This is a genomic window from Iningainema tapete BLCC-T55, assembly GCF_014698965.1.
Taxonomy (GTDB): Bacteria; Cyanobacteriota; Cyanobacteriia; order Cyanobacteriales; family Nostocaceae; genus Iningainema; species Iningainema tapete.
The window spans coordinates 59,665-81,832 of sequence record NZ_JACXAE010000036.1; the positions used below are offsets into that span (position 1 = coordinate 59,665).

The 22,168-nt window shown below is 40.1% G+C and carries 19 protein-coding genes, 1 other RNA gene and 1 pseudogene; 16 read left to right on the forward strand and 5 right to left on the reverse strand.

The window, feature by feature from the left end; translation table 11 throughout:
* Window positions 1-88 precede the first annotated feature (88 nt).
* From groL to ICL16_RS08985, 7 genes are all read left to right on the forward strand, one after another.
* Complete coding sequence (gene groL / locus ICL16_RS08955) at window positions 89-1,750, forward strand: chaperonin GroEL (protein WP_190826498.1); 1,662 nt, start codon at window positions 89-91, stop codon at window positions 1,748-1,750.
* A 408-nt stretch (window positions 1,751-2,158) separates the two neighbouring features.
* Window positions 2,159-2,422 carry a DUF7219 family protein gene (locus ICL16_RS08960; protein WP_190826500.1) on the forward strand — a complete coding sequence of 88 codons (264 nt, stop codon included), beginning with the start codon at window positions 2,159-2,161 and terminating at the stop codon, window positions 2,420-2,422.
* Between the two features lie 156 nt (window positions 2,423-2,578).
* Complete coding sequence (gene corA, locus ICL16_RS08965) at window positions 2,579-3,703, forward strand: magnesium/cobalt transporter CorA (protein ID WP_190826502.1); 1,125 nt, start codon at window positions 2,579-2,581, stop codon at window positions 3,701-3,703.
* Window positions 3,704-3,782: 79 nt separating this feature from the next.
* The gene (locus ICL16_RS08970) at window positions 3,783-4,487 is read left to right on the forward strand and encodes a hypothetical protein (RefSeq protein WP_190826504.1); all 705 of its coding nucleotides are present in this window, start codon (window positions 3,783-3,785) and stop codon (window positions 4,485-4,487) included.
* Window positions 4,488-4,534: 47 nt separating this feature from the next.
* Window positions 4,535-4,958: RNase P RNA component class A (rnpB, locus tag ICL16_RS08975), an RNA gene on the forward strand.
* A gap of 86 nt (window positions 4,959-5,044) precedes the next feature.
* Window positions 5,045-5,764 (forward strand): ribonuclease III, encoded by a 720-nt coding sequence (gene rnc, locus ICL16_RS08980; RefSeq protein ID WP_190826506.1) that lies wholly within the window; start codon window positions 5,045-5,047, stop codon window positions 5,762-5,764.
* An 84-nt stretch (window positions 5,765-5,848) separates the two neighbouring features.
* Window positions 5,849-6,856: a Gfo/Idh/MocA family oxidoreductase gene (locus ICL16_RS08985; RefSeq protein WP_190826508.1), complete on the forward strand. Its 1,008-nt coding sequence runs from the start codon at window positions 5,849-5,851 to the stop codon at window positions 6,854-6,856.
* Here ICL16_RS08985 and ICL16_RS08990 read toward each other — a convergent pair.
* The gene (locus ICL16_RS08990; RefSeq protein WP_190826510.1) at window positions 6,853-8,778 is read right to left on the reverse strand and encodes a HAMP domain-containing sensor histidine kinase; all 1,926 of its coding nucleotides are present in this window, start codon (window positions 8,776-8,778) and stop codon (window positions 6,853-6,855) included. The two genes, ICL16_RS08985 and ICL16_RS08990, sit on opposite strands and share 4 nt — an antisense overlap.
* A 256-nt stretch (window positions 8,779-9,034) precedes the next feature.
* Between ICL16_RS08990 and ICL16_RS08995 the strand changes: the two genes are divergently transcribed.
* The 3 genes from ICL16_RS08995 (at window position 9,035) to ICL16_RS09005 (ending at window position 11,495) form a co-directional block, all read left to right on the forward strand.
* On the forward strand, window positions 9,035-9,787 hold the full coding sequence (locus tag ICL16_RS08995) for a RibD family protein (protein ID WP_190826512.1): 753 nt from the start codon (window positions 9,035-9,037) through the stop codon (window positions 9,785-9,787).
* 34 nt (window positions 9,788-9,821) lie between these two features.
* Window positions 9,822-11,009, forward strand: a complete 1,188-nt coding sequence (locus ICL16_RS09000) for a GNAT family N-acetyltransferase (protein ID WP_190826706.1) — start codon at window positions 9,822-9,824, stop codon at window positions 11,007-11,009.
* Window positions 11,010-11,111: 102 nt separating this feature from the next.
* On the forward strand, window positions 11,112-11,495 hold the full coding sequence (locus ICL16_RS09005) for a DUF4346 domain-containing protein (protein ID WP_190826514.1): 384 nt from the start codon (window positions 11,112-11,114) through the stop codon (window positions 11,493-11,495).
* A 63-nt stretch (window positions 11,496-11,558) separates the two neighbouring features.
* Here ICL16_RS09005 and psb32 read toward each other — a convergent pair whose 3' ends face one another.
* On the reverse strand, window positions 11,559-12,299 hold the full coding sequence (psb32, locus tag ICL16_RS09010) for a photosystem II repair protein Psb32 (RefSeq protein ID WP_190826516.1): 741 nt from the start codon (window positions 12,297-12,299) through the stop codon (window positions 11,559-11,561).
* 647 nt (window positions 12,300-12,946) lie between these two features.
* Here psb32 and ICL16_RS09015 point away from each other — a divergent pair.
* The 3 genes from ICL16_RS09015 (at window position 12,947) to ICL16_RS09025 (ending at window position 17,196) form a co-directional block, all read left to right on the forward strand.
* Complete coding sequence (locus ICL16_RS09015) at window positions 12,947-14,389, forward strand: polysaccharide biosynthesis/export family protein (protein ID WP_190826518.1); 1,443 nt, start codon at window positions 12,947-12,949, stop codon at window positions 14,387-14,389.
* A gap of 76 nt (window positions 14,390-14,465) precedes the next feature.
* Window positions 14,466-16,100, forward strand: a complete 1,635-nt coding sequence (locus ICL16_RS09020) for an alpha/beta hydrolase (protein ID WP_238360681.1) — start codon at window positions 14,466-14,468, stop codon at window positions 16,098-16,100.
* Window positions 16,101-16,359: 259 nt separating this feature from the next.
* Complete coding sequence (locus tag ICL16_RS09025) at window positions 16,360-17,196, forward strand: SPFH domain-containing protein (RefSeq protein WP_190826520.1); 837 nt, start codon at window positions 16,360-16,362, stop codon at window positions 17,194-17,196.
* 22 nt (window positions 17,197-17,218) lie between these two features.
* Here the strand turns inward: ICL16_RS09025 and folP are convergent, their stop codons facing one another.
* The 3 genes from folP to ICL16_RS09045 form a co-directional block, all read right to left on the reverse strand.
* A complete protein-coding gene (folP, locus tag ICL16_RS09030) occupies window positions 17,219-18,064 on the reverse strand; it encodes a dihydropteroate synthase (RefSeq protein WP_190826522.1) in 846 nt (281 codons plus the stop codon).
* Between the two features lie 49 nt (window positions 18,065-18,113).
* On the reverse strand, window positions 18,114-18,839 hold the full coding sequence (gene tpiA / locus ICL16_RS09035; protein ID WP_190826524.1) for a triose-phosphate isomerase: 726 nt from the start codon (window positions 18,837-18,839) through the stop codon (window positions 18,114-18,116).
* 506 nt (window positions 18,840-19,345) lie between these two features.
* Window positions 19,346-19,615, reverse strand: a complete 270-nt coding sequence (locus tag ICL16_RS09045; protein WP_190826525.1) for a hypothetical protein — start codon at window positions 19,613-19,615, stop codon at window positions 19,346-19,348.
* Between the two features lie 876 nt (window positions 19,616-20,491).
* Here ICL16_RS09045 and ICL16_RS09050 point away from each other — a divergent pair.
* The 3 genes and pseudogenes from ICL16_RS09050 to ICL16_RS09060 all read left to right on the forward strand — a co-directional run.
* Window positions 20,492-20,800 carry a type II toxin-antitoxin system HigB family toxin gene (locus tag ICL16_RS09050; protein WP_190826527.1) on the forward strand — a complete coding sequence of 103 codons (309 nt, stop codon included), beginning with the start codon at window positions 20,492-20,494 and terminating at the stop codon, window positions 20,798-20,800.
* Window positions 20,801-21,017: 217 nt separating this feature from the next.
* Window positions 21,018-21,368: a helix-turn-helix domain-containing protein gene (locus ICL16_RS09055; protein WP_337906955.1), complete on the forward strand. Its 351-nt coding sequence runs from the start codon at window positions 21,018-21,020 to the stop codon at window positions 21,366-21,368.
* 334 nt (window positions 21,369-21,702) lie between these two features.
* Window positions 21,703-22,078: pseudogene (locus ICL16_RS09060) on the forward strand (hypothetical protein); the annotation flags it as partial.
* Window positions 22,079-22,168: the final 90 nt, after the last annotated feature.

A 22,168-nucleotide genomic window follows, 5' to 3' on the forward strand; every position in this document is an offset into this window, starting at 1 on the left:
TATATCCGCAAGTTATTTAGATTAAGTAGTTAGCACTCTTGAGCTGTGAGTGCTAAATTGTCTATTGGAAGCATTCAAATGTAGAAACATGGCTAAAATTGTTGCGTTTGATGATGAGTCGCGGCGATCGCTAGAACGGGGTATCAACGCCCTTGCTGATGCCGTGAAAATTACTTTGGGACCAAAAGGCCGCAACGTTCTTTTAGAGAAGAAGTTTGGCGCACCTCAAATTGTCAACGATGGTATCACTGTTGCCAAAGAAATTGAACTAGAAGATCCTTTGGAAAATACAGGCGCACGATTAATCCAAGAAGTGGCGTCAAAAACCAAAGATGTCGCAGGCGATGGAACCACCACCGCTACTGTTTTAGCACAAGCAATGATTCGTGAAGGGCTAAAAAACGTCGCTGCTGGTACTAACCCCATCAGCTTGAAGCGGGGAATAGACAAAACCGTTGAAGCCTTGGTACAAGAAATTGCCGCTGTCTCTAAACCAGTAGAAGGAAGTGCGATCGCTTCTGTGGCTACCGTATCGGCTGGGAACGACGAAGAAGTCGGACGGATGTTGGCCCAAGCAATGGAGAAAGTGACCAAAGACGGTGTAATTACCGTTGAAGAATCCAAGTCTCTGACAACCGATTTAGAAGTTGTGGAAGGGATGCAGATTGATCGGGGTTATATTTCTCCCTACTTCATCACCAACAACGAGCGGATGACAGTAGAATTTGAAAACACTCGCATCCTAATTACCGACAAAAAAATCAGCAGTATCCAAGATTTGATTCCGGTATTGGAAAAAGTTGCCCGTTTGGGTCAACCTTTGCTGATTATATCTGAAGATGTCGAAGGAGAAGCTTTGGCGACTTTGGTAGTGAACAAAGCGCGGGGTGTACTTACTGTAGCGGCAATCAAAGCTCCTGGGTTTGGCGATCGCCGCAAAGCAATGTTGGAAGACATTGCCATTCTTACAGGTGGACAGTTAATTTCTGAAGAAATCGGCTTAAGCTTAGATACCGCTTCTTTGGAAATGCTTGGTACTGCCCGCAAAATTACCATCGACAAAGAAAACACCACAATTGTGGCTAGTGGTGAAAAAACAGCCGATGTACAAAAGCGGATTGGGCAAATTCGCAAACAACTGGACGAAACTGACTCTGACTACGACAGAGAAAAACTGCAAGAGCGCATCGCTAAGCTAGCTGGTGGAGTTGCGGTAATTAAAGTGGGTGCGGCGACTGAAACCGAACTCAAAGATCGTAAACTTCGGATTGAAGATGCTCTCAACGCTACCAAAGCTGCTGTGGAAGAAGGTATCGTTCCTGGTGGTGGTACGACACTAATTCACTTGGCGAAGAAAGTACAAAACTTTAAAAACAGCTTGAGCGAAGAAGAAAAGATTGGTGCAGAAATTGTGGCACGCAGTCTCGAAGCTCCCTTACGGCAAATCGCCGACAACGCTGGTGTCGAAGGTTCTGTAATTGTTGCTAGAGTGCGCGAAAGCGATTTAAACATCGGCTACAATGCTGCTACTGGCGAGTTTGAAGATTTGATTGCCGCTGGCATCATCGATCCTGCCAAAGTAGTGCGTTCTGCTTTGCAAAACGCCGCTTCGATTGCGGGTATGGTTTTAACCACCGAAGCTATTGTTGTCGAAAAACCTGAGAAAAAACCCGCTGGTGGCGCTCCTGACATGGGCGGCATGGGCGGCATGGGCGGCATGGGCGGCATGGGCGGCATGGGGATGATGTAATCAGAATTGCTAAGATAGCTAAACAACAAGATCCCCGACTTCTTGAAGAAGTCGGGGATCTGAGCCTCCTGGTTAACTATTAGCTATTAGCCATCCCAAATTTTCCTTTGCCTATAGGGCGGCTTGGGTATAAGTTAGCAGAGGTTGTATTTACATCTGTGTAACTCAAGCCGCCCTTGAACTTTTCGTAAAGTTATAATTTTTCATTAATTTCCATTTTTTTTCTGTGTTAATCTCTGGTTAGCATTGTTTACCTTTGTACAAATATCCCAAGTGCAATGTATATAATTTTATGAACTATGTCTTAGGGGAGATGAAATAAGGCATGAAAAAATGCTTTGTAAAAATTGAGACATAAGTTACAAAATATTCAATTTTTATAAAAAATTATTGAGAGGGTTTAAATTAATGACTAAACTAAACGAGCAAGACAAAAATAACTTTCTCTACCCTCGCAGTCGCTATCGAGGTCAATTTAAGCCACAAAACTTAGTATTTAACGCCAATCTCCAAGAGTTTGCCCAAAAAGTTGGCTATATCACCAGTTTACAGACAGGTGGGAAACTTTCTGCTGAAGAAGCATACACGCAAATTCAGGTACTTTGGAAACAGTTGAAGAAGAGCAAAAAACAACTAAGTATTGGTAATAATACTGAAAATTTGTCCATGTAGTATTAAAGTTAGCATATAAATCATCCTCGCTCTTAGAAGCCCGATTTCTTGAAGAAATCGGGTTTTTAGTTGATGGGCTGCTATTTTAGCTTGCAAAAGCAAACAGTTTTTTCTTAAGATGGTTGACTTAGAGCCAGACGAACTTAGGTAAAATCTATGGCAAAAAAAAATCGTCGTCCTTCTGGGAAGAAAACTAAAGCATCTAAAATGGACTCCTATATTCAACCAGGAAGTGTGCCTGGTACGATTATAATTGACCAAGATGCTCCTCCTCCAACTATTTTCTTAATTGACTATAACCAAACTAGCTTGACGCATAAGCAAATAAACACACCCGAAGAGTGCGTTCCTTATCTAGATACGATATCTGTTTCTTGGGTAGACGTACAAGGTTTAGGCAGTGCAGATATTTTACAAAGATTGGCTAATGTCTTTAGTTTACATCCTTTAGTATTAGAAGATGTAGTTAATGTAGCAGAGCGTCCAAAAGTTGAGGATTATGAAGATCAATTACTGATAATTGCCCGCATGGTAGTTCCGAAGGAAAGAATATGTGGCTTTTATAGTGAGCAAGTAAGTTTTGTCTTAGATAAAAATTACTTATTGACAGTCCAAGAAGAACCAGAACATGATTGCTTTGAATCAGTGAGGATGCGAATTGATAAAAGCAAAGGTATTATTCGTAAGCAAGGAGCAAATTATTTAGCTTATGCTCTATTAGATGCAATCATTGATGGTTTTTTTCCTGTTTTAGAGCGTTATGGCGATCGCATTGAAGAGTTAGAAGAGGAAGTCATGAATAAACCTTCTCGGCAAACACTACAGGAAATCTATCAAATTAGGAGAGAATTATTGCAGCTACGTCGCACTATATGGCCGCATAGAGATGTGATTAATTCGTTAATTAGAGATGGCTACGAATTGATCAATGAAGACATGAAGCCATACTTACGCGATTGTTACGATCATGCCGTACAAGTAATGGATATGGTGGAAAATTATCGGGAAATTACAAATGGATTGATGGATGTGTATCTTTCGGCTGTAAGTAACAGAATGAATGAAGTAATGAAGTTTTTGACCGTGATTTCATCAATTTTTATACCGTTAACTTTTATTGCCGGAATTTATGGTATGAACTTTAATACAGAAAAATCACCATACAATATGCCAGAGCTAAATTGGTATTTTGGTTACCCGCTCTGTCTGGCATTGATGGCTGTAGTCGCCGGAGGGTTGGCTTTAGCTTTTTGGCAAAAAGGATGGTTCAGTAAATTTTAAGCATAAATATATGTTAAATATTTCTAGTTGCTCAATAGCAAAATATTAAAAATTAACAGAGGAACACTAGGTGTGAGTTATGAGAAATAGTGACAATAATCTACTAGTCTTGACGGTTTACTTGATTGGAGTCACCTACACATTGAACCGGATGGTGGAATCAATTGACGACCAAGTTAAGATAGAATTCAAGAAAGCTGAAGTAGAGCAACAACTTAAAGACCAAAATCTTCAAGACATTGTGGGAATCAATTTTACGCTCAAGAGTTTATATCCAATTGAAGAACCAAAAGAGTTATCAATGGGTATAGAAAATAAATCGGAAAAACTCGCTATTTATGTTGACTGGGACAACAGCGCTTTTGAGGAATTTGATGGTGGTTCGCGTCGAGTAATTCGGAAATCACCAGATGTGACACGAGACTTAGGCGTACCTCAAATTCCAAGTCTCATTGTTCCCAAGAAAACACTCAAAGAAGCAGTGACATCTGAAAGTGTTTTTCGGTTAGATAAAGAGTCTGGCACTTACACACCACAAACCCCATTAGCTAATATCATTAAACTAAAAAATGGACCAACAAAAGCGCAAAAAAAACAGTTCGCCGAGTTTATGGAAAGAAAACTCACTTTTAAGTTTTCATTGGATCTGGTGCTTAGGGTAGCTGAAGCAAATGTCGGACTAGAGTCAGGTAGAAGTACACCTCCCATACATATAATCAAGTGTCCCTTCGAGGTGAGAAAACTACCTTGGACTTATGCTCTACCTTGGAATAAAAAGAGGTAAGCAAAGCGTACACTTGGTAAATCCAAGATTAAACTGTATATAAGGAGAGAGTAAGCGCAGGCGGTTGCAAACCAGTTCCTGGTGGCAACTGGTTTGAGGAAAGTCCGGGCTCCCGAAAGACCAAACTTGCTGGGTAACGCCCAGTGCGAGCGATCGCGAGGATAGTGCCACAGAAAGATACCGCCAATTAGTCATTAGTCATTAGTCATTAGTCATTTGTAAAAAAACAAAGGACAATTGACAAAGGACAATTGACAAAATTGGTAAGGGTGCAAAGGTGCGGTAAGAGCGCACCAGCAGCGTCGAGAGGCGCTGGCTCGGTAAACCCCGGTTGGGTGCAAGGCGAAGGAACTAAGGTTGGTCTTTTACCAGTTCCATTTTAGAGCCGCTAGAGGCGTCTGGTAACAGGCGTCCCAGATAGATAACTGCCCTCACAAGAGAACAGAACCCGGCTTATGTCTAACTCTCTCCCCTAATTTTGTCATTAGTCAAAAGTCCTTTATCATTTGTAACTAATGACCAATGACCAATGACCAATGACCAATGACCAATGACCAATGACTATCGCTTATCCCCGTCGTCAACGGCAACTAGAAAATTTAGTCCAAAAATTTGGGTTAGCGAAAACTGCCCCAATCAAATGGCAACTGTTAGACTTAGCGCTGACTCATCCAACTGTATCTGAGTCCGCAAACTATGAGCATCTGGAGTTTGTGGGCGATGCTGTTGTGCGATTGGTGGCAGCTATTGTATTGTGGGATAATTATCCCGAATGTTCAGTGGGAGATTTCGCCGCCATCCGTTCGGTATTGGTGAGCGATCGCGTCCTCGCCCAGTTGGCAAAAGAATATGGCTTGGAGCTATACTTACTAGTTGCCGGCAGTGCCACCGCTGACAAAATTGGTCAAGAATCGCGGCTAGCGGATGCCTTTGAAGCAGTTTTGGGTGCGCTTTACTTGAGTACTCATAATTTAGAACTCATCCGCTCTTGGCTAGATCCTCACTTCAAAAAACTAGCAGCCGAAATCCGTCTCGATCCAGCCAGACTAAATTACAAAGCTGCTCTACAAGAATGGACTCAAGCCCATTTTAAAATTTTACCAGAATACCGAGTCGTGGAAATTCCCCAACCACAATATATTCAAGAACGTTTTAGTGCTGAAGTCTGGCTGCATGGAGAAAAGTTAGGTCAAGGCAAAGGACGCTCAATTAAATTCGCCGAACAAGCTGCTGCAAAAGAAGCTTTTTTAGCACTTAACACTCCGGACAATTCCTGAAGTTAGAAGTATAATGATTAGCTAGCACCGCTGCGCGGAAGTCACTCATTCAAAAGTTTTATATTTTCATGCTGACTATAACTAATGACCAAAAAAATTAAAATAGCTGTCGTTGGCATTGGACGTTGGGGTGTACATTTACTGCGTAATTTCCTACAACATCCAACTGCATTGGTAGTGGCGGTAGTAGATCCGAACCCAGAACGTTTAGCAGCAGTAAAACAGCAGTATAAATTAGATGATGTACTACTAACAACCGAGTGGCAAGCTCTCAAGCAACTAACTGGTTTAGAAGCGGTAGTCATCGCCACGCCTGCCAGCACTCATTATTCCTTAATTACCGATGCCTTATGTTGGGGATACCATGTTTTAGCAGAAAAACCCTTAACATTAGATCCTGCAAATAGCTGGGAACTTTGCCAATTAGCAGAAAAACAGCACTTGCACCTAATGGTCGATCATACCTATTTATTTCATCTAGCAGTTGAGCGAGGACAAACTGTAGTTCAATCTGGGCAATTAGGTGATTTACGCTACGGCTATGCTACCCGTACTAATTTAGGTCCAGTGCGTCAAGATGTTGATGCACTTTGGGATTTAGCTATTCATGATATTGCCATATTTAATACTTGGCTAGAGCAAAAGCCAGTAAAAGTACAAGCAACAGGTTCGGTGTGGCTACAAAAAGAATTAGCTGATTTAGTTTGGATAACACTGACATACCCAGATGGTTTTCAAGCTTATATTCATTTATGTTGGCTTAACCCCGACAAACAGCGACGACTTGGAGTTGTCGGTAGTAGTGGTAGTCTAATTTTTGATGAAATGTCACAGTCTCCTTTAACTTTAATAAATGGTGAGTTTGAACAAAGGGGTAATCAATTTATTCCTGTGAATCAAAACCAACAAGTGCTGGAAATAAATTACACTGAACCATTAGGGCGAATGTGCGATCGCTTCATTACCAGCATCCTGACTGATACTCCTTCGGTGATTTCATCTGGTTGGGTTGGTACACAGTTAGTACAAATTCTTGCTGCCCTCACAGCATCCCTCAACCAAGGAGGCGAACCTATATTTATCGATCCTTAACCTTTAACCTTGAACCGAAAGGTAGTACCTTCACCTTTAGAGCTTAACTCCAGTGACTCTGTTTCTAGAGTAGGAACTAACAACGAGGTATTCATCAAAGGCAAAGTAATTGTTACAGTTGTACCTTGGTTAATACCTGCACTTTCCAGAGTAATGCTACCTTTCATCAATTCCATTAAGTTGCGTGAAATTGCTAATCCCAAACCTGTACCACCAAATTTACGGTTAGATGCACCTTCTACCATGACAAAAGGACGGAATAGTTTTTGTTGTTGAGTGGGTTCAATTCCTATACCTGTGTCTTTAACTTTAATAATTACTTGAGATGACTTGTCACTATGTTGAGTTTCTGTAGTAATGGTAATACTTCCCTCATCGGTAAATTTCATTGCATTGCCGATGACATTGATTAACACCTGCTTGAATTTAGCTACATCAACATTAACCATCATTGGTTCTGAAGCTAGGAAAACATTTAACTGTAAACCTTTTTGTTGAACTGTAACTGATTGTAAATTAACAACATCCTTAATTAATTTTTGTAAATCAATAGTTTCTAAAGTTACTGAGAGCTTACCTTCTTCAATTTTAGAAATGTCAAGTAAATCATTGATAATACCAAGTAGGTGAATTGCTGTTTCATCGACACGGTTAAGAAACTCAATTTCTTCTTCCCGATTATCACACATGTCATCTCGCACTAGACGAACACAGTTAATAATAATATTTAATGGATTTCTTAACTCGTGAGAAGTTGTAGCCAAAAACCGGCTTTTAACATTATTGGCAGCTTTTGCCTCTTGCCACGCTATTTCCAATTCTTCAGCCCAACTTTTCAGTCGCTCAACCATTTGATCGAGTGCTTGAGCCAATTGATTAAACTCGCGAATTTTAAAGTTATGAGGAACTGGTTGTGCTGATTGTTTCAGATGAAGGTTAAGAGCGTAATCGCGCAATTTCTCTACAGGATTTGCTAAATAGCGAGCAACATATAAAGACGCCAATATAGTAGCACCAACCAAACCACCTGTTAAAACTACCAAAATCATTTGAATGTGACGCAAACTATAAAGAGCGTTATCTAAACTCGTAACTGAGACTATTACCCATTTTTGCGGCTGCTCTTTAGTAGTTGGATCTTCAATGGCGGTATAACCTGCAAGTAATTCTTCACCCTCTTTTTCCCAGAAGAAATGTAAGGAGTTTTGTTGCCCTGCAATTGCATTTTTCACAATTTTTTTAAGTCGTGAGGCATCTGCATGTTGTTCAATATTAGTACCTACACGGCTGATAATTGGGTGGGCTAAAATTTTTCCATCTTCAGCTATTATGACTGTAGAACCTGTAAGTAGACCAGGCTTATTTTTCGGTTTTTCTTGTAATAGCAATGAACGAAATTTTAAAGTGTAGCGTAATTGTTCATAACTATCATATACCGGAGTAGATAAAAGTAGTTTTAGTTGATTTTGTGGTTTTCTTGTACTAGTTATTCCTATATTAGAAGGTAATACTGCTACATCAATTTTACTAATAGGAACTCGTTGGCTACCAAGAGGTTCTTCACCACAGGTACTAGCAACTATCTCACTTTCTAAGTTGAGAACTTGTATACAATCTATTTGTCTTGGTATTTGTCTTGCTAATTGCTTAATAAATTTTTGTATTTCTTGAGGAGAGCCTGACTGAATAATGTTAGTTTGGCTAGCACTAAGTAAATTACTTTTTAATAATACACTTGTATCTTTAATTTTTTCTCCTTTGAGAATGGCACTTTCTGTTAAATTTTGACGTGCAGTTTCTAATAGGCTCTGGCGTGCCTTCTGAAAAGCTACTACCTCTCCTATCAATAAAACTGGGACTGATAGAAGTAAAATCCTCGATACTAAAATGCGACGAAATGATGATTGACGGGGCTTAGCCATCAGCGGACTCTCTTACTATGTGCCATTCACTACAGCTATGACATCTAATTAAATTAATTAAGTGATCAAAGCTCCTTACAACCATATTAAAAATATAAAATAGTTTAATAGCAAAAAGAAGTACAGTATACAAATACCTACATACACTCTTTGAGAGTTTGTTTTTGCTTTCAAATACAGTTATAAGGTAAGAAAAGTGGGAAAAGTAAAAAACACAAAACAAAACGGTTTGTTTAATTAATCAAATGCTAATCTCATGGTGCAAAAACGTCCTCATACCACAGTAGTTTTGGCGATGAGCGCAGACGGAAAGATTTCAGATGTCATGCACTCGCCTGCTCGATTTGGCTCAACGGCTGACAAAGCACATCTGGAAAAACAAATTGCTGCTGCTGATGCCGTTTTATTTGGTGCTGGTACTCTCCGCGCTTATGGTACAACGCTAACTGTATCACATCCAAATCTGCTACAACATCGGCAACAAGCTGGGAAATCTGCCCAGCCGATTCATATAGTTGTTACACAATCTGCTACCCTGAATCCTAATCTAAAATTCTTTCAACAGCCAATCAAACGCTGGCTAGTTACCACATCAGCAGGAGCGCAAAAGTGGCAACACCAATTGAAAGTTTCCTTACCCAAACACATCCCTCCACAGGAGTATTTTTCTAAATTTGAGCAGATTTTGGTTTTTGAAACACCAACAGGAAATATTGACCTTGACGCTACCCTACGACATCTTACCACATTGAACATAAAACGCTGTTCTGTTCTAGGTGGCGGTACATTGCTAGCTTCAATGCTGGAGTTAGATTTAATCGATGAATTTTGGTTGACCATTTGTCCTTTAATTCTGGGTGGAGCTAGCTCACCTACTCCAGTGGAAGGCAAAGGATTCTTAGCTGAGTTGGCTCCAGCGTTGCAATTGATGGAAGTTCACACTGTAGAGCAAGAAGTGTTTGTGCATTATCGGATGCAACATAAACAAAGAATAGATTACGCTAAATAAAGTTTTTGCTTTGAGCAGTAAATCTCTATCGCTGATGGTGGAACAACTAAAGCCTCGTTACTCGATCGCTTGGATGAACAAAATTGCTGAAGTACCTCAAGATGCGTGGGATGCTTTGGCAATACCATTAAAAACTCCGTTCTTCGAGTGGGAGTGGCTCTCAAATATGGAAAGCTCCCAAAGTGTTACAGCTAAAACTGGGTGGATACCAAATCATTTAACGGTATGGCGAGATAGAATGCTGATTGCTGTTGCTCCACTCTATCTCAAAGGGCACAGTTATGGCGAATTTGTCTTTGATCATCAGTGGGCAGAGTTAGCACAACGTATTGGTGTAGAATATTACCCAAAAATGCTGGGCATGTCACCGTATACCCCAGCTCTTGGTTATCGGTTTTTAATTGCCCCAGGGGAAGATGAAGATGAAATCACAGCAATGATGGTACATGAAATTGATGCCTTCTGTACCAAGCACCGCATATCCGGCTGTCATTTCCTTTATGTAGATCCCGAATGGCGCCCTGTTTTGGAACGTCATGGTTTTACCGCTTGGCTACATCATAGTTATATCTGGCAAAATCTTGGGTTTAAGACGTTTGATGATTATTTGGCAGTTTTTAACGCTAACCAGCGTCGCAATATCAAACGTGAGCGTAAAGCAGTGGAAAAAGCTGCTTTGCAAATCAAACCTTTGTCTGGTGATGATATTCCCTCTTCACTGTTTCCTTTGATGTATCAATTTTATGCTGATACTTGTGATAAATTTGGCTGGTGGGGGAGTAAGTACTTGACAAAACGGTTTTTTGAGCAGCTACACAATGGTTATCGTCATCGGGTGGTGTTTTTTGCAGCATATAGTGAGCAAGATTGTCGTCAGCCTATGGGTATGTCTTTTTGTCTTTTTAAAGGCGATCAGATGTATGGGCGCTATTGGGGTAGTTTTCAAGAAATAGATTGTTTGCATTTTGATGCTTGTTATTATTCTCCAATTGAATGGGCGATCGCTCACGATATTCAAGTTTTTGATCCTGGTGCTGGTGGACGGCATAAGAAACGTCGCGGTTTCCCTGCAAGTGAAAATTTTAGTTTGCACCGTTTTTACAATGCTCGTTTGGGACAAATTTTACGTCATTATATTAGTGAGGTTAATGAGATGGAACGGCAGGAAATTGAGGGGATTAATTCTGAGTTGCCTTTTAAGGAGGGGGGAGGAGGATTTTGAACCGCTAAGACGCCAAGGACGCAGAGGAAGAGAGGAAAAGAGGTTTTACACTCTTTGGAAGGTTGAAGAAGTTTTTGTTGGAAGTTGATTTTTTTGGTGATTATGAGTTTGACTGTTCACGATTTGGCAAGTATTGATGATAAGCTTTCACAGCGTCATATTGATCTTGATCCTGGTGGGTATTTTGTAATTTTTTTGAATCGGGAGGAGGGTTTGATTTGTGCTAAACATTTCACTAGTGTGATTGATGAGCGTGGTTTGGCTGTTGATCCTGATACGGGCAAGGTTATTCCGGCACGGGGTAGGGTGGAACGAATACATACTACTGTGTTTGATGGCAGGACTGCTAAGGAATTATGTGTGAAAATTTTTGAAGAATGTCAGCCTTGTCCGGTGACTTTGTTGGATCATGCTGCTTATTTGGGTAGGGAGTTTGTCCGCGCTGAGTTTGCTTTGGTGACAGGGCAAGAGTATGTTCAAGATTAAACTGCTAATTGTTAATAGCTAATGGCTAATAGCTATTAACAATTAGCCATTAGCTATTGGCTATTATCCGTTAGATGATGGTTGAAACACTTGGTAAATGTAGTAGGTTGCCATGGGAATTACTGTGGCAGCAATTAAGAGTCCGATTACCCAGGCTGTGGCATTTCCTTTGTCTGTTTCTTCGGCTTTTTTAAATGTGCCTTCTACTTGTACATTTTCTACTATTTGGGGTGGTCCTGGATCTGGTTCGCCGGAAAGTACTTTACTTAAGCGATCGCTTGCATCTAAAAAGGCTTGGTTATATTTGTTATCTTTACGCAATGGCACTAGTACTGTTTCATTTGCTACGCTTTGCGCTATTTCTTCTGGTAGCACGGTTTTGACTTTATCTCCTGTAATGATCGCGGTTCCATTGGTCACGGTGTCAATCATTAGTATGGTTTGATTGGCTTGTGCTTCTTTGGTGGGAAACCATTTTTCAAATAGTGCTTTGGTAAAACTCTCTGGGGTTTCACCATAATCTAGGCGTCTAACTGTAATAATTCTTACTTCGTTGCCTGTTTGTTTTGCTAAGTTCTCGAAGGTTGTGCTAATCGTACCTTCATTTGCACGACTGATGACATCAGCTTGATCGATTACCCAAGTGCTTGAGCCTGATGCAATGTTGGGCATTTGATCTGCTCCTGTAGCTAAAACTGGTGTAGCAAACAGGGAGCAAGTGAGAATTATCATTGTTACTAGTCGTAGAACTAGCCATGTGATGTGCTTTCTATAGCTACATACTTGGTTGAGGAGCTGTTTCATGTTTATTCACCAAAAGACACACTTTCAATCAAAATACTATCAAAGTCATGGTAAAGTCTTGCTTTTATTGTTGATTTTCAGTTTGTTTGAACGGACTTGAGCTATGCAGCCCTGTACTTGAGTACATCGCAGTCATGTACGGGATGAAATTGCCCTGCCTGCTCAATTCGGTTAAAACCGACGCTGATTGTTGATTTTCAGTCCGTTTGAACTGACATCTTGCACCATTCTCAACAAGCCCTAAGAAACCCGGTTTCTTAACGAAAAATCAAGGTTTTGAGTCAGAGTCGTTCTTAAGAAACCGGGTTTCTGACCTAGTAAAAGTGCAAGAACCTTGGTAATATTACATATAATTAAATGCAAATTTTGAGAATTAAATAAAATAACTAAATTAAAAGTAAAATCCTGAAAATTGAGTAAATTAGGTCAAAGTGATGTAAGACACCATTTTCTGAAAGTATTGAGGGGTGAGAAAATTCACAAAACAAAAACTAAATTTCACTAAAAGTTTAAATTCAATCAATCATTTTTGGCGGATAGAACAGCGTGAAGAAGAAGAAAAAAAAGACAGGGAACATCAATAAATTCAGAAAAGTCAAGATTAAAATGTTTATGCAGTATATTGCTAAAAGTAGCTTTAAGTAAACATGCTCGATACAGTAAGAGTGAAATTTTTTGCCCAACCAGTTATTGGAGTGGCTTTGTTAGCCACTATGACGGTAACCTTACCACTCAAGAGTCTAGCTCAAACCCCAACCGCAGCACCATATGTAACTTATACACTGGGGGGAGGCGATCGCATTCAGGTGAACGTCTTTGAAGTACCTGAATATACACGAGATTACCAAATTCCTCCTGGTGGAGCAATTAACTTACCTTTAATTGGTAGCGTATCTGTGTTAGGGCTGACAACAGAAGAAGCAGCTGAGGAAATTACCAAAAGATATGCTCGTTATCTCAAACGTCCCCTGATCTCGGTGAATCTCCTCTCCCCACGTCCGATCAATATTTTTGTCGCGGGAGAAGTGACACGTCCTGGAGCTTATACTCTCAGTTTACAAGGCGGTGCCGGAGATAATCCAGGGGTACAATACCCAACGGTAATATCGGCTTTAACAACCGCTCAAGGTGTGCTAGCCAGTGGAGATATTACGAGAGTAGAATTACGACGTAAGCCAGGACGAAACACACGCGAACAAACAGTTACGATCAACTTGGACGAAGTCAGACGAACAGGTAGAGTACCGATAGATCTTACCTTGCGCGATGGAGACTCCATTTATGTACCACAAGCAAAGACTCTTGACTTAGCTCAGGCACGTAATTTGGCGGCAACTAGCTTTGCTGCCGATCCCGCAAGACCCCGTACAGTCACAGTTATTGGTGAAGTATACCGCCCAGGTTCTTATCTTGTTACTCAAGGTGAGGCACAAGGAGGAGGATCGAATAATACTACTGGTGGGCAAAATAGTATCTCTGGTCAACCTACTGTAACACGAGCAATGCAGTTAGCAGGAGGAATTAGACCCCAAGCGGATATTCGTAATATCGTAGTACGCCGACCAACAAGAACTGGTGGAGAACAAGCTATTAAAGTTAATCTGTGGCAACTAATTTCTAGTGGCGATACCAATCAAGACACGATTTTGCAAGACGGAGATACCATTTTTATTCCTACCTCAACAGAAATTAACCGAGCAGAAGCTACTCAATTAGCTACTACTACTTTATCTCCTTCACGAATTCAAATAGGTATGGTAGGCGAAGTGAAAAGACCAGGACCTGTGGAACTTCAGCCTAATAGCTCTTTGAACCAAGCTTTGCTGGCGGCAGGTGGCTTTAATGATGCCAGAGCTAGCAGAGCTGCTGTTGATTTAATTCGTCTCAATCCTGATGGTTCTGTTACTAAACGTATCATCAAAGTTGATCTTAAAGCAGGGCTGAATGAGCAAACTAATCCTATACTTCTCAATAATGATATTGTCATAGTTAGCCGTTCTGGTATTGCTAAAACAGGTGATACTATTGGCGCTTTGTTCAATCCTATCGGTACTGTCTTTGGTTTCTTTAGGGCATTATTTGGGTTCTAAATCGCTCGTCAACATGATGTAGAGACGTTCCGGCGGAACGTCTCTAAGGTGTAAAATCTAAAATTTAAAATTTAAAATGTTACAACTTGGTAAAAATGGGCATCTGGCATCTTGGAGCAAAGGATTATTATACAGTTTAACCTTTGCTTGGGGTTGGAGTATGGCAATCCCCTCTACACAAGCAGCAGAAACAATTACCATCCGTTTGGGACCATTTCAACAAGCAGTGGCGATCGCCGAGTTAGAAAAATTTGCCAAAACTGGAAAACTACCACAAAATTTACAAGTTTTATCACCGTTCTTGACCACAGAAGTGCGAGATCTAATGACAAAGCGTCTGGAGGTAGATCCGCGATTTGCCAACAAATTTGTTGATGAATTATTGAAAGCGCCCGCAGGCAAACAATTAATTTCATCTCTAGGAATGGCAATACCAGGTAGTACAACTGAGAGTTTACAAGCAACTCTCAATTTGGCTCTACGACAAATTAACGGTCTAAGTGTACTAAGTTTTTTACGTGCTTATCCTCAGCAAAATGTTACTGTCGATGCCACAAAAGCCCTTAGTCTAGCGTTAGAATTTAATACAAATTATCTACAAAGTCAAGCTCTAGGCTTATTGTTGGCAAGAGAATCATCAGTAAATAATACTACATTACCAAGTTTTAATCCAGCCACACAAGGCATTCAATCAGTACAGCAGCAGACGCTCACTCTTTTTGATCGACAACGCCAGCGCAACATTCCTGTAGACTTGTATTGGAGTAGCGGAAATGCCCAAGACCCACTAGTCGTAATTTCTCATGGTTTTGGCGCTAATCGGAAATTTTTTAGCTATTTAGCACGTCACCTAGCATCTCACGGTATTACAGTTGCCGCAATTGAACATCCTGGAAGCAACTCCACATCCGTTAATCAAGCCTCAGATACAGCAAGTTTAGCTCGTTTGCTACCCAGCACTGAATTTATCGACCGACCAAAAGATGTCAGCTTCTTGCTAGATGAGCTGAGTAAGCTAAATACTCAACCGGGTTTACTTCAAGGAAAATTGAATACAGAGAAAGTAACTGTAATTGGTCATTCTTTGGGCGGCTATACTGCTTTGAGTTTAGTCGGCGCACAAGTAGATTTGGAACAATTACGGCAATTCTGTAAAACTTCTTTGAATATTGGTGAATCACCAGGGGATTGGTTACAGTGCGCGGCAACTTCCTTACCACAGAGAAAACTACAATTACTTGATGAGCGGGTGAAAAGTGCGATCGCCTTCAACCCACTTGTCGGTAAACTTTTTGGCGACAAAGGTTTAACTAAAGTTACTAAACCAGTTTTAATTTTAGGTGGAACTGATGATGCCCTAACTCCAGCACTGAGACATCAAATCAAGCCTTTCACCCAACTGCAAGGGACTAAATATCTGTTAACTGCGATCGGAGGTACTCACTTAAGTATCAGCGATCCAGATTATTCGACAACTGCGACTACTACCATAGTTAGAGAGCGGCGAGGCGAAGAAAGCAAATACTTACGTCAACTAATTCAAGGCGTCAGCCTAGCATTTATCAAACAAATTACACCAGAAGCAACAATTTATCAACCATTCCTCACACCAGCTTACGCCCAATCCTACTCCACAGCCGAAATGCAGTTGCGTTTGGTTTCCGAATTACCTACCACTATTAAACCCTGGGTAGATTTTGTAATTAAATAATACTTCTTAAATACGCAGCCCTGCCATATCCCACCTCCTGATTTCTTGTACAATTGCTTGCAAGTTTAGCCACCTTGGTGGTTAAATAACCATGTCTCACGGCAAGAGGCAATGTATTTTGTAAACATTGCTAATCAAAGATTGCTTGTTACCGCGACTTATGATAGTAACATAACACATTCGAGTGATTAGACTGAAGATAGGACAAGGTATTACTTTGTTCTTAAAGTAAAATTCACACCATAGCCAAGGAGCGTATATGGAGCCAATCGTCGCCATAGTCTTAGTACTTATAGGCTACGCCTTAGGGTCTGCAAAACTTATTAATCAGGGAAATGAAGCGTTAGTAGAGCGTTTGGGGCGGTTTCATCGTAAACTTAGACCCGGACTTAACTTTATCGTTCCCTTGCTAGATCAAATTGTCATGGAGGACACAACACGGGAACAGGTTTTAGACATTAAGCCCCAGAATGTGATCACCAGAGATAACATTTACCTAGAAGTGGATGGCGTTGTCTACTGGCGCATCAAAGACATTGAGAGAAGCTTTTACGAAATTGACGATCTCCAACAAGCGCTTTCCAATCTGACTACAACCACGCTGCGCGAAATCATCGCCCAAAACTCTTTAGAGGAAACCAACGCTGCCAGATCGCAGATGAACACTGCCTTATTGGATCAGTTGAATCAAACAACTTTACAGTGGGGAGTGGAAATTATCCGAGTAGACATTCAAAGCATTACACCACCAGAAAGTGTACGCAAGTCGATGGAAGAACAGCGAGCTGCGGAAATTAATAGTCGTGCGGCGATTCTAGAAGCAGAAGGACAGCGTCAAGCGGCGATTAAGAAAGCGGAAGGAACTAAAACCTCAATGCAGATAATTTCTGACGCTTTACGTACCAGTCCGGAAAGTAAAGATATATTACGGTATCTTGTCGCTCAAGATTATATCAACGCTAGCTACAAGTTAGGTGAAAGCCAAAATGCCAAAGTTGTCTTTGTAGACCCTGGCAAAACTGGTGAGATGATGAATCAATTGGTTGCGGAGGAAACAGGTAATCGGGAAAGTAATGGCAAGGGTTCAGATGGTTAATGGTTCTGTGTGAAGGCAAGAGTTAATCGCGCCTGTATAGTGCGTCAGCCACTAAGCAGACTTCGCGCATTTCTCTAACATCGTGAACTCGGAGAATATCAGCACCTTTAAAGATAGCAGCACAACACGCCGCCGCCGTTCCCCAGACTCGGGAAGTCGGGTCTGGCTGATTTAAAATGCGACCAATGAAACTTTTACGAGATGGTCCTACTAAAATAGGGCTGTTGAGTTTACGTAATTCCGGTAAGCGGCGAAAAATTTCTAAATTTTGCTCGTAGTTTTTAGCGAAGCCAATCCCAGGATCAATGATAATTTTTTCTCGATCAATGCCCACTGTAGTCGCTACAGTGATTTGCTGTGCTAAAAAGTTATAAATCTCGTCGATTAAATTTTCATAGTTAGTCATTTGTTGCATTGTCTGTGGGTTTCCCCGGAGATGCATTAACACAATTGGTACATCTAAACTTGCTACAGTAGGCAGCATTTCTGGATCAAAAGTACCACCAGAAATGTCATTAACCATATCAGCACCAATTTCCACAGATGCTTTTGCTACTAATGCTCTAGTAGTATCTACGGATATAGGTACGGTGATTTCTTTTCGAGCTTCTTGTAATACTGGCAGTACCCGGTCAAGTTCTTCGGCAAGTGTAATTTGTTTTGCACCCGGTCGAGTAGATTGACCACCTATATCTATAATATCCGCACCATTAGCAACGAGCGATCGCGCTTGTGCTAGTGCCGCTGATACTGTGTTAAATTCGCCACCATCACTAAAACTGTCAGGTGTAACATTTAAAACACCCATTATGTAGGTTCGCTGTCCCCACTCGAAACAACGTCCCCGTATTATCAAGTTACTAGGCATAAATTTATCTGTAATTGTACGTAGTTGCGCTAAAGCGCAACTACGTACCTTAATGAAAATTAACAATTCGGGCAAAACCTTTAGGTGCTAAACTTGCTCCTCCCACTAGTACACCATCAATTTCTGGTTGAGCCATAATTTCATCAATATTATCTGGTTTCACTGAACCACCATATTGAATTGTTACATTTGGATTACGTAATTGGCTCCGAATTAAACCAATTACCCGATTGGCTTCTAAAGACTCACAAGTGTCACCAGTACCAATCGCCCAAATTGGTTCATAAGCAATTACCAAATTTTCTTGATCGACATCTACCAAGTCTTTCTCTAATTGGGTAATAATTAGAGATTCAGTTTCTCCCGCATCTCGCTGTTGTTTCGTTTCGCCAACACAAAGAATTGGGGTAAGACCATACTTTTGAGCAGCTTTGAGGCGCAGATTCACGGTATGATCCGTTTCACCAAAATATTGTCGCCGTTCACTATGACCGACAATTACATAACTTACGCCAATTTCCGCCAGCATTGGTCCGGAAATTTCTCCCGTATACGCTCCATTTTCCTCCCAGTGGACATTCTGCGCCCCCAGATTTACAAGGCTACCATGTAAACTCTTGGATAAAACGCTTAAGTCAGTAAAGGGGACGCACAATACGACTTGTCTGTCTTGGGGCGTTTTCTCCAACTCAGGCAGAAATCCTTGTAAAAACTCAACAGACTCTGCTTGAGTTTTGAACATTTTCCAGTTACCAGCAATAACGATTTTTCGCACGAGTGATGTAGTGAGTATCTTTATATGAGATGCATTTTTCACTCTAAAACATTTTGTGTCCCAAAAGCTCTAACTAGTTCTTTGGATTAAATTTTGTTCTTAATAATCTTGTTCTTAAAGATTGCAGTAGGGAGTGCGATCGTCTCTGCCGTGTCGCAGACAGTCGCATTTTCCACAAATTGTGCTGTTGCTCAGATTACCGCTCGATAAAGTCTACCAAATAATTCCAACGTCACTTTAAATGGTAGCACATTCAGCATCACTGAGGGAACACAAGCAGGACGCAAGTTCCACAGTTTCCAGCAATTTTCTGTCCCGACTGGGAGTACGGCTTACTTTAATGGTACATTCAACAGCCACTGACAGTGACAGAGGAAATGTTGCCGTATTATAAGATACAGTATAAAACCTCACCGCTACGTCCTCTTGGAGAGCTAAAACACCACAACAATGTTCGTAAAGTTAACTTAATTTTGCGACAGCACTATAAAAGAATCGCGCTCTGGTTAACTTCTACTAAAGTAATCTTTCACTGCCTGGTTTTGTGTCATCGTATATAAACCTAAACCTGATATAATTAATCCTAAAGCTGCTCCAAAAACTTGACCTTGTTGGTACGCAACGTTTAGATTTCCTTGGTTAGCTAATCTGGATAATGATGAAAGACCACCGAAAATATTCAATCCAAAAATGATGATTGAGGATGTTTTAGCCCACTTCTGCTTCTTTAAAATCCCAATTGCTGTCATTAAATAAAGACAAGCTATTCCAATCATAAGCAAAGCTACTATAGCAATCCTATTTGATTTACAAACTTTTCATTTGGGCTGTTAACTGTTAACAGTTGACAGTCAACAGTTATCAGTCATCAGTCAAAACAGGACTGTTTGGGAATCATTTAGGAACGCTATATAAATACTGCTGACGATGACACTTCTATATCTGACACAGAAATCGAAATTAAGATCGCAAAAATAAACGATAGAACTGCCAATACTATCAAGTAGGCAGATGTGAAAATTATTAGATTAGGTTTCTTTTGTGACATATAATTTTACCAGGCGTATTAGCTTACCTTGGTTGCGCTTAGTAAGTTGCACTTGATTAATAGAATAAAAAGTTACTCGAAAAATTTGTTATCCTTTTGTGTCAATTGCATTGCTTCTTTAGGAATAACTAATTGCACTTTTGTGCAATCTCAAATTTTCGATAACCAGAGGCTCTCCCGTACTTAGGGTGATAAATTTTATTAATCTATTGGTAGGTTGGGCTTACCTTGTGCGAAACCCAACGATTTCAAACTAACTGGTTGGGTTGAGGAATGAAACCCAACCTACAAGCATTACTGTACTTTGTGTAAAGTTGTGGAAAAAACGCTCTTTTTAGAGCGCGATCGCCTCAACAAAACTTATGGTACGTAGTTGCTAAAAGCGCCCCGCAACTACGTAATCATGTTGTATCAATTTATAACTATTTTTTATTGAGTACTATGAATGTGTAGTTGCAGATTAACTTCGCGATTTGCTAAAATGAGTCAAGTATCAACATTAAAGCATAAATTTGGTCTGATTCGATACTATGACATTTATTTTAACTGGATAAAAATCCATGATTAAGATATTAGTTTTTTTGATTTTCGCGCATAGAAAAACATGCATATCATCAGCCAAACCACACTCACTAAAGCTTGGACAAAACATCCTGATGAAAAACCGAGCTTGGTAGTTTGGTCTAAATTAGTAAAAGCGCAAGTTTGGAATAGTTTTACTGATTTAAAAGGTTCTATTCCTTTTACGCCAGATCGAGTCGGTAACTTTGTAGTTTTTGATATCGGAGGTAATAAATATAGATTAATTACTTACATCGACTATGAGTATAATAAAGTTTTTATCCGGAATTTTTTAACACATGCAGAATATGATAAAGAAAACTGGAAAAAAGATGAATGGTATGAAGATTAATGTTTATAATTAAACTCATAAAGCATAATGAATTCTGGAGAAATACTAAATAATTAATATAAATAATATGGGTCAAATATTTTGTCTATACTAGTGAATAAAAAATCTTTAAATTAGTAGTTAAGAAGATAATGACAATATGTTATATACTGACAGGTACATCGAATTGATCAACACTTTTCCCCCGCGCCCCATAAAATCTCAAGAAGATTTGGAAGTGACTCAATCAGTAGTTGATTCTCTACTTGACAAAAGTAAATTAACTCAAGAGGAAAGAGACTATCTCAATTTATTGGGAACATTAATTTATGAATATGAAGAACGCCAAGATATGATTCCTGATATTTTTGGCGTAGACCTTTTAAAGGTTTTGATGGCGGAATTAAATTTAAGACAAAAGGATTTAGTTTCTATTTTTAAAACTGAATCGATTGTCTCGGATGTATTAAACGGAAAACGGAAATTGACGGTTAATCACATTCAAGGGCTTGCAGAATTTTTTAATGTTTCTCCTGCTGTCTTCTTTCCATTAAATCATTCAGAAGCAGACTTTTTAGCAGATTCGTAAAGTAGAATAATTTTTGACTTAATTACCACAATCACCTTTGTTACCCCTAGTCTACGCTAGGGTATTTTGCTTTTGAGGTTTTACGTCGGCGTTTCTGGACGTTTTGCTTGGCTAGGTCTAAGTCATAAGTAAGTAGGTAAAATTAAATATACAATAAACTCTACGTTCGTAGTATCGACTCCTAGCGCTCAGGGCATAGGTTATAAGGGCTGAAGCCCTTACTACAAACGAGCATTTATTTACGCTTACCTACTTATTAGGACTTTATCATCATCAGGGCGTGCGTTACTAGCTCAGATAATATAATGTATTATTTATCACTTATATTTACATTATTGTGGCAGCAGCAGATACTGGTGGTAAGCGACTGATTGGTTTAGCTCCTGATGCTTGGGTATAATGAGTCACACAAAGTCCAGAAGTAGTAGCAAAGGAAATTCTCGGTTCTGAGTTTCAGTGGATTAGCCGTGAAACAGATGTTTTGGTTAAGGCATATAGTCCGAATCATGGGAATTTTCTCGTACTTAACGAGTTGCAATTGCGTTACACGGCACATATGCCCCTGCGCATGAGAGCTTATGCAGTTGAATCAGTTAGAACCATTGCTGGCTTTTTTTGCTAGTTTTGTGTTAGAGATGTCAATCGTACAAGAAATTATGAGGTGGGACATAGCAGTATTGCGAGAATCGCCTTGGTATCAGGAAATTATGGTACGTAGTTGCTAGTGCGATCATCTCAACTACGTAGCTTGATGTCCTGCTAAAAATTACTAGGATGAAAGTACTATTAAGCGAAAATCT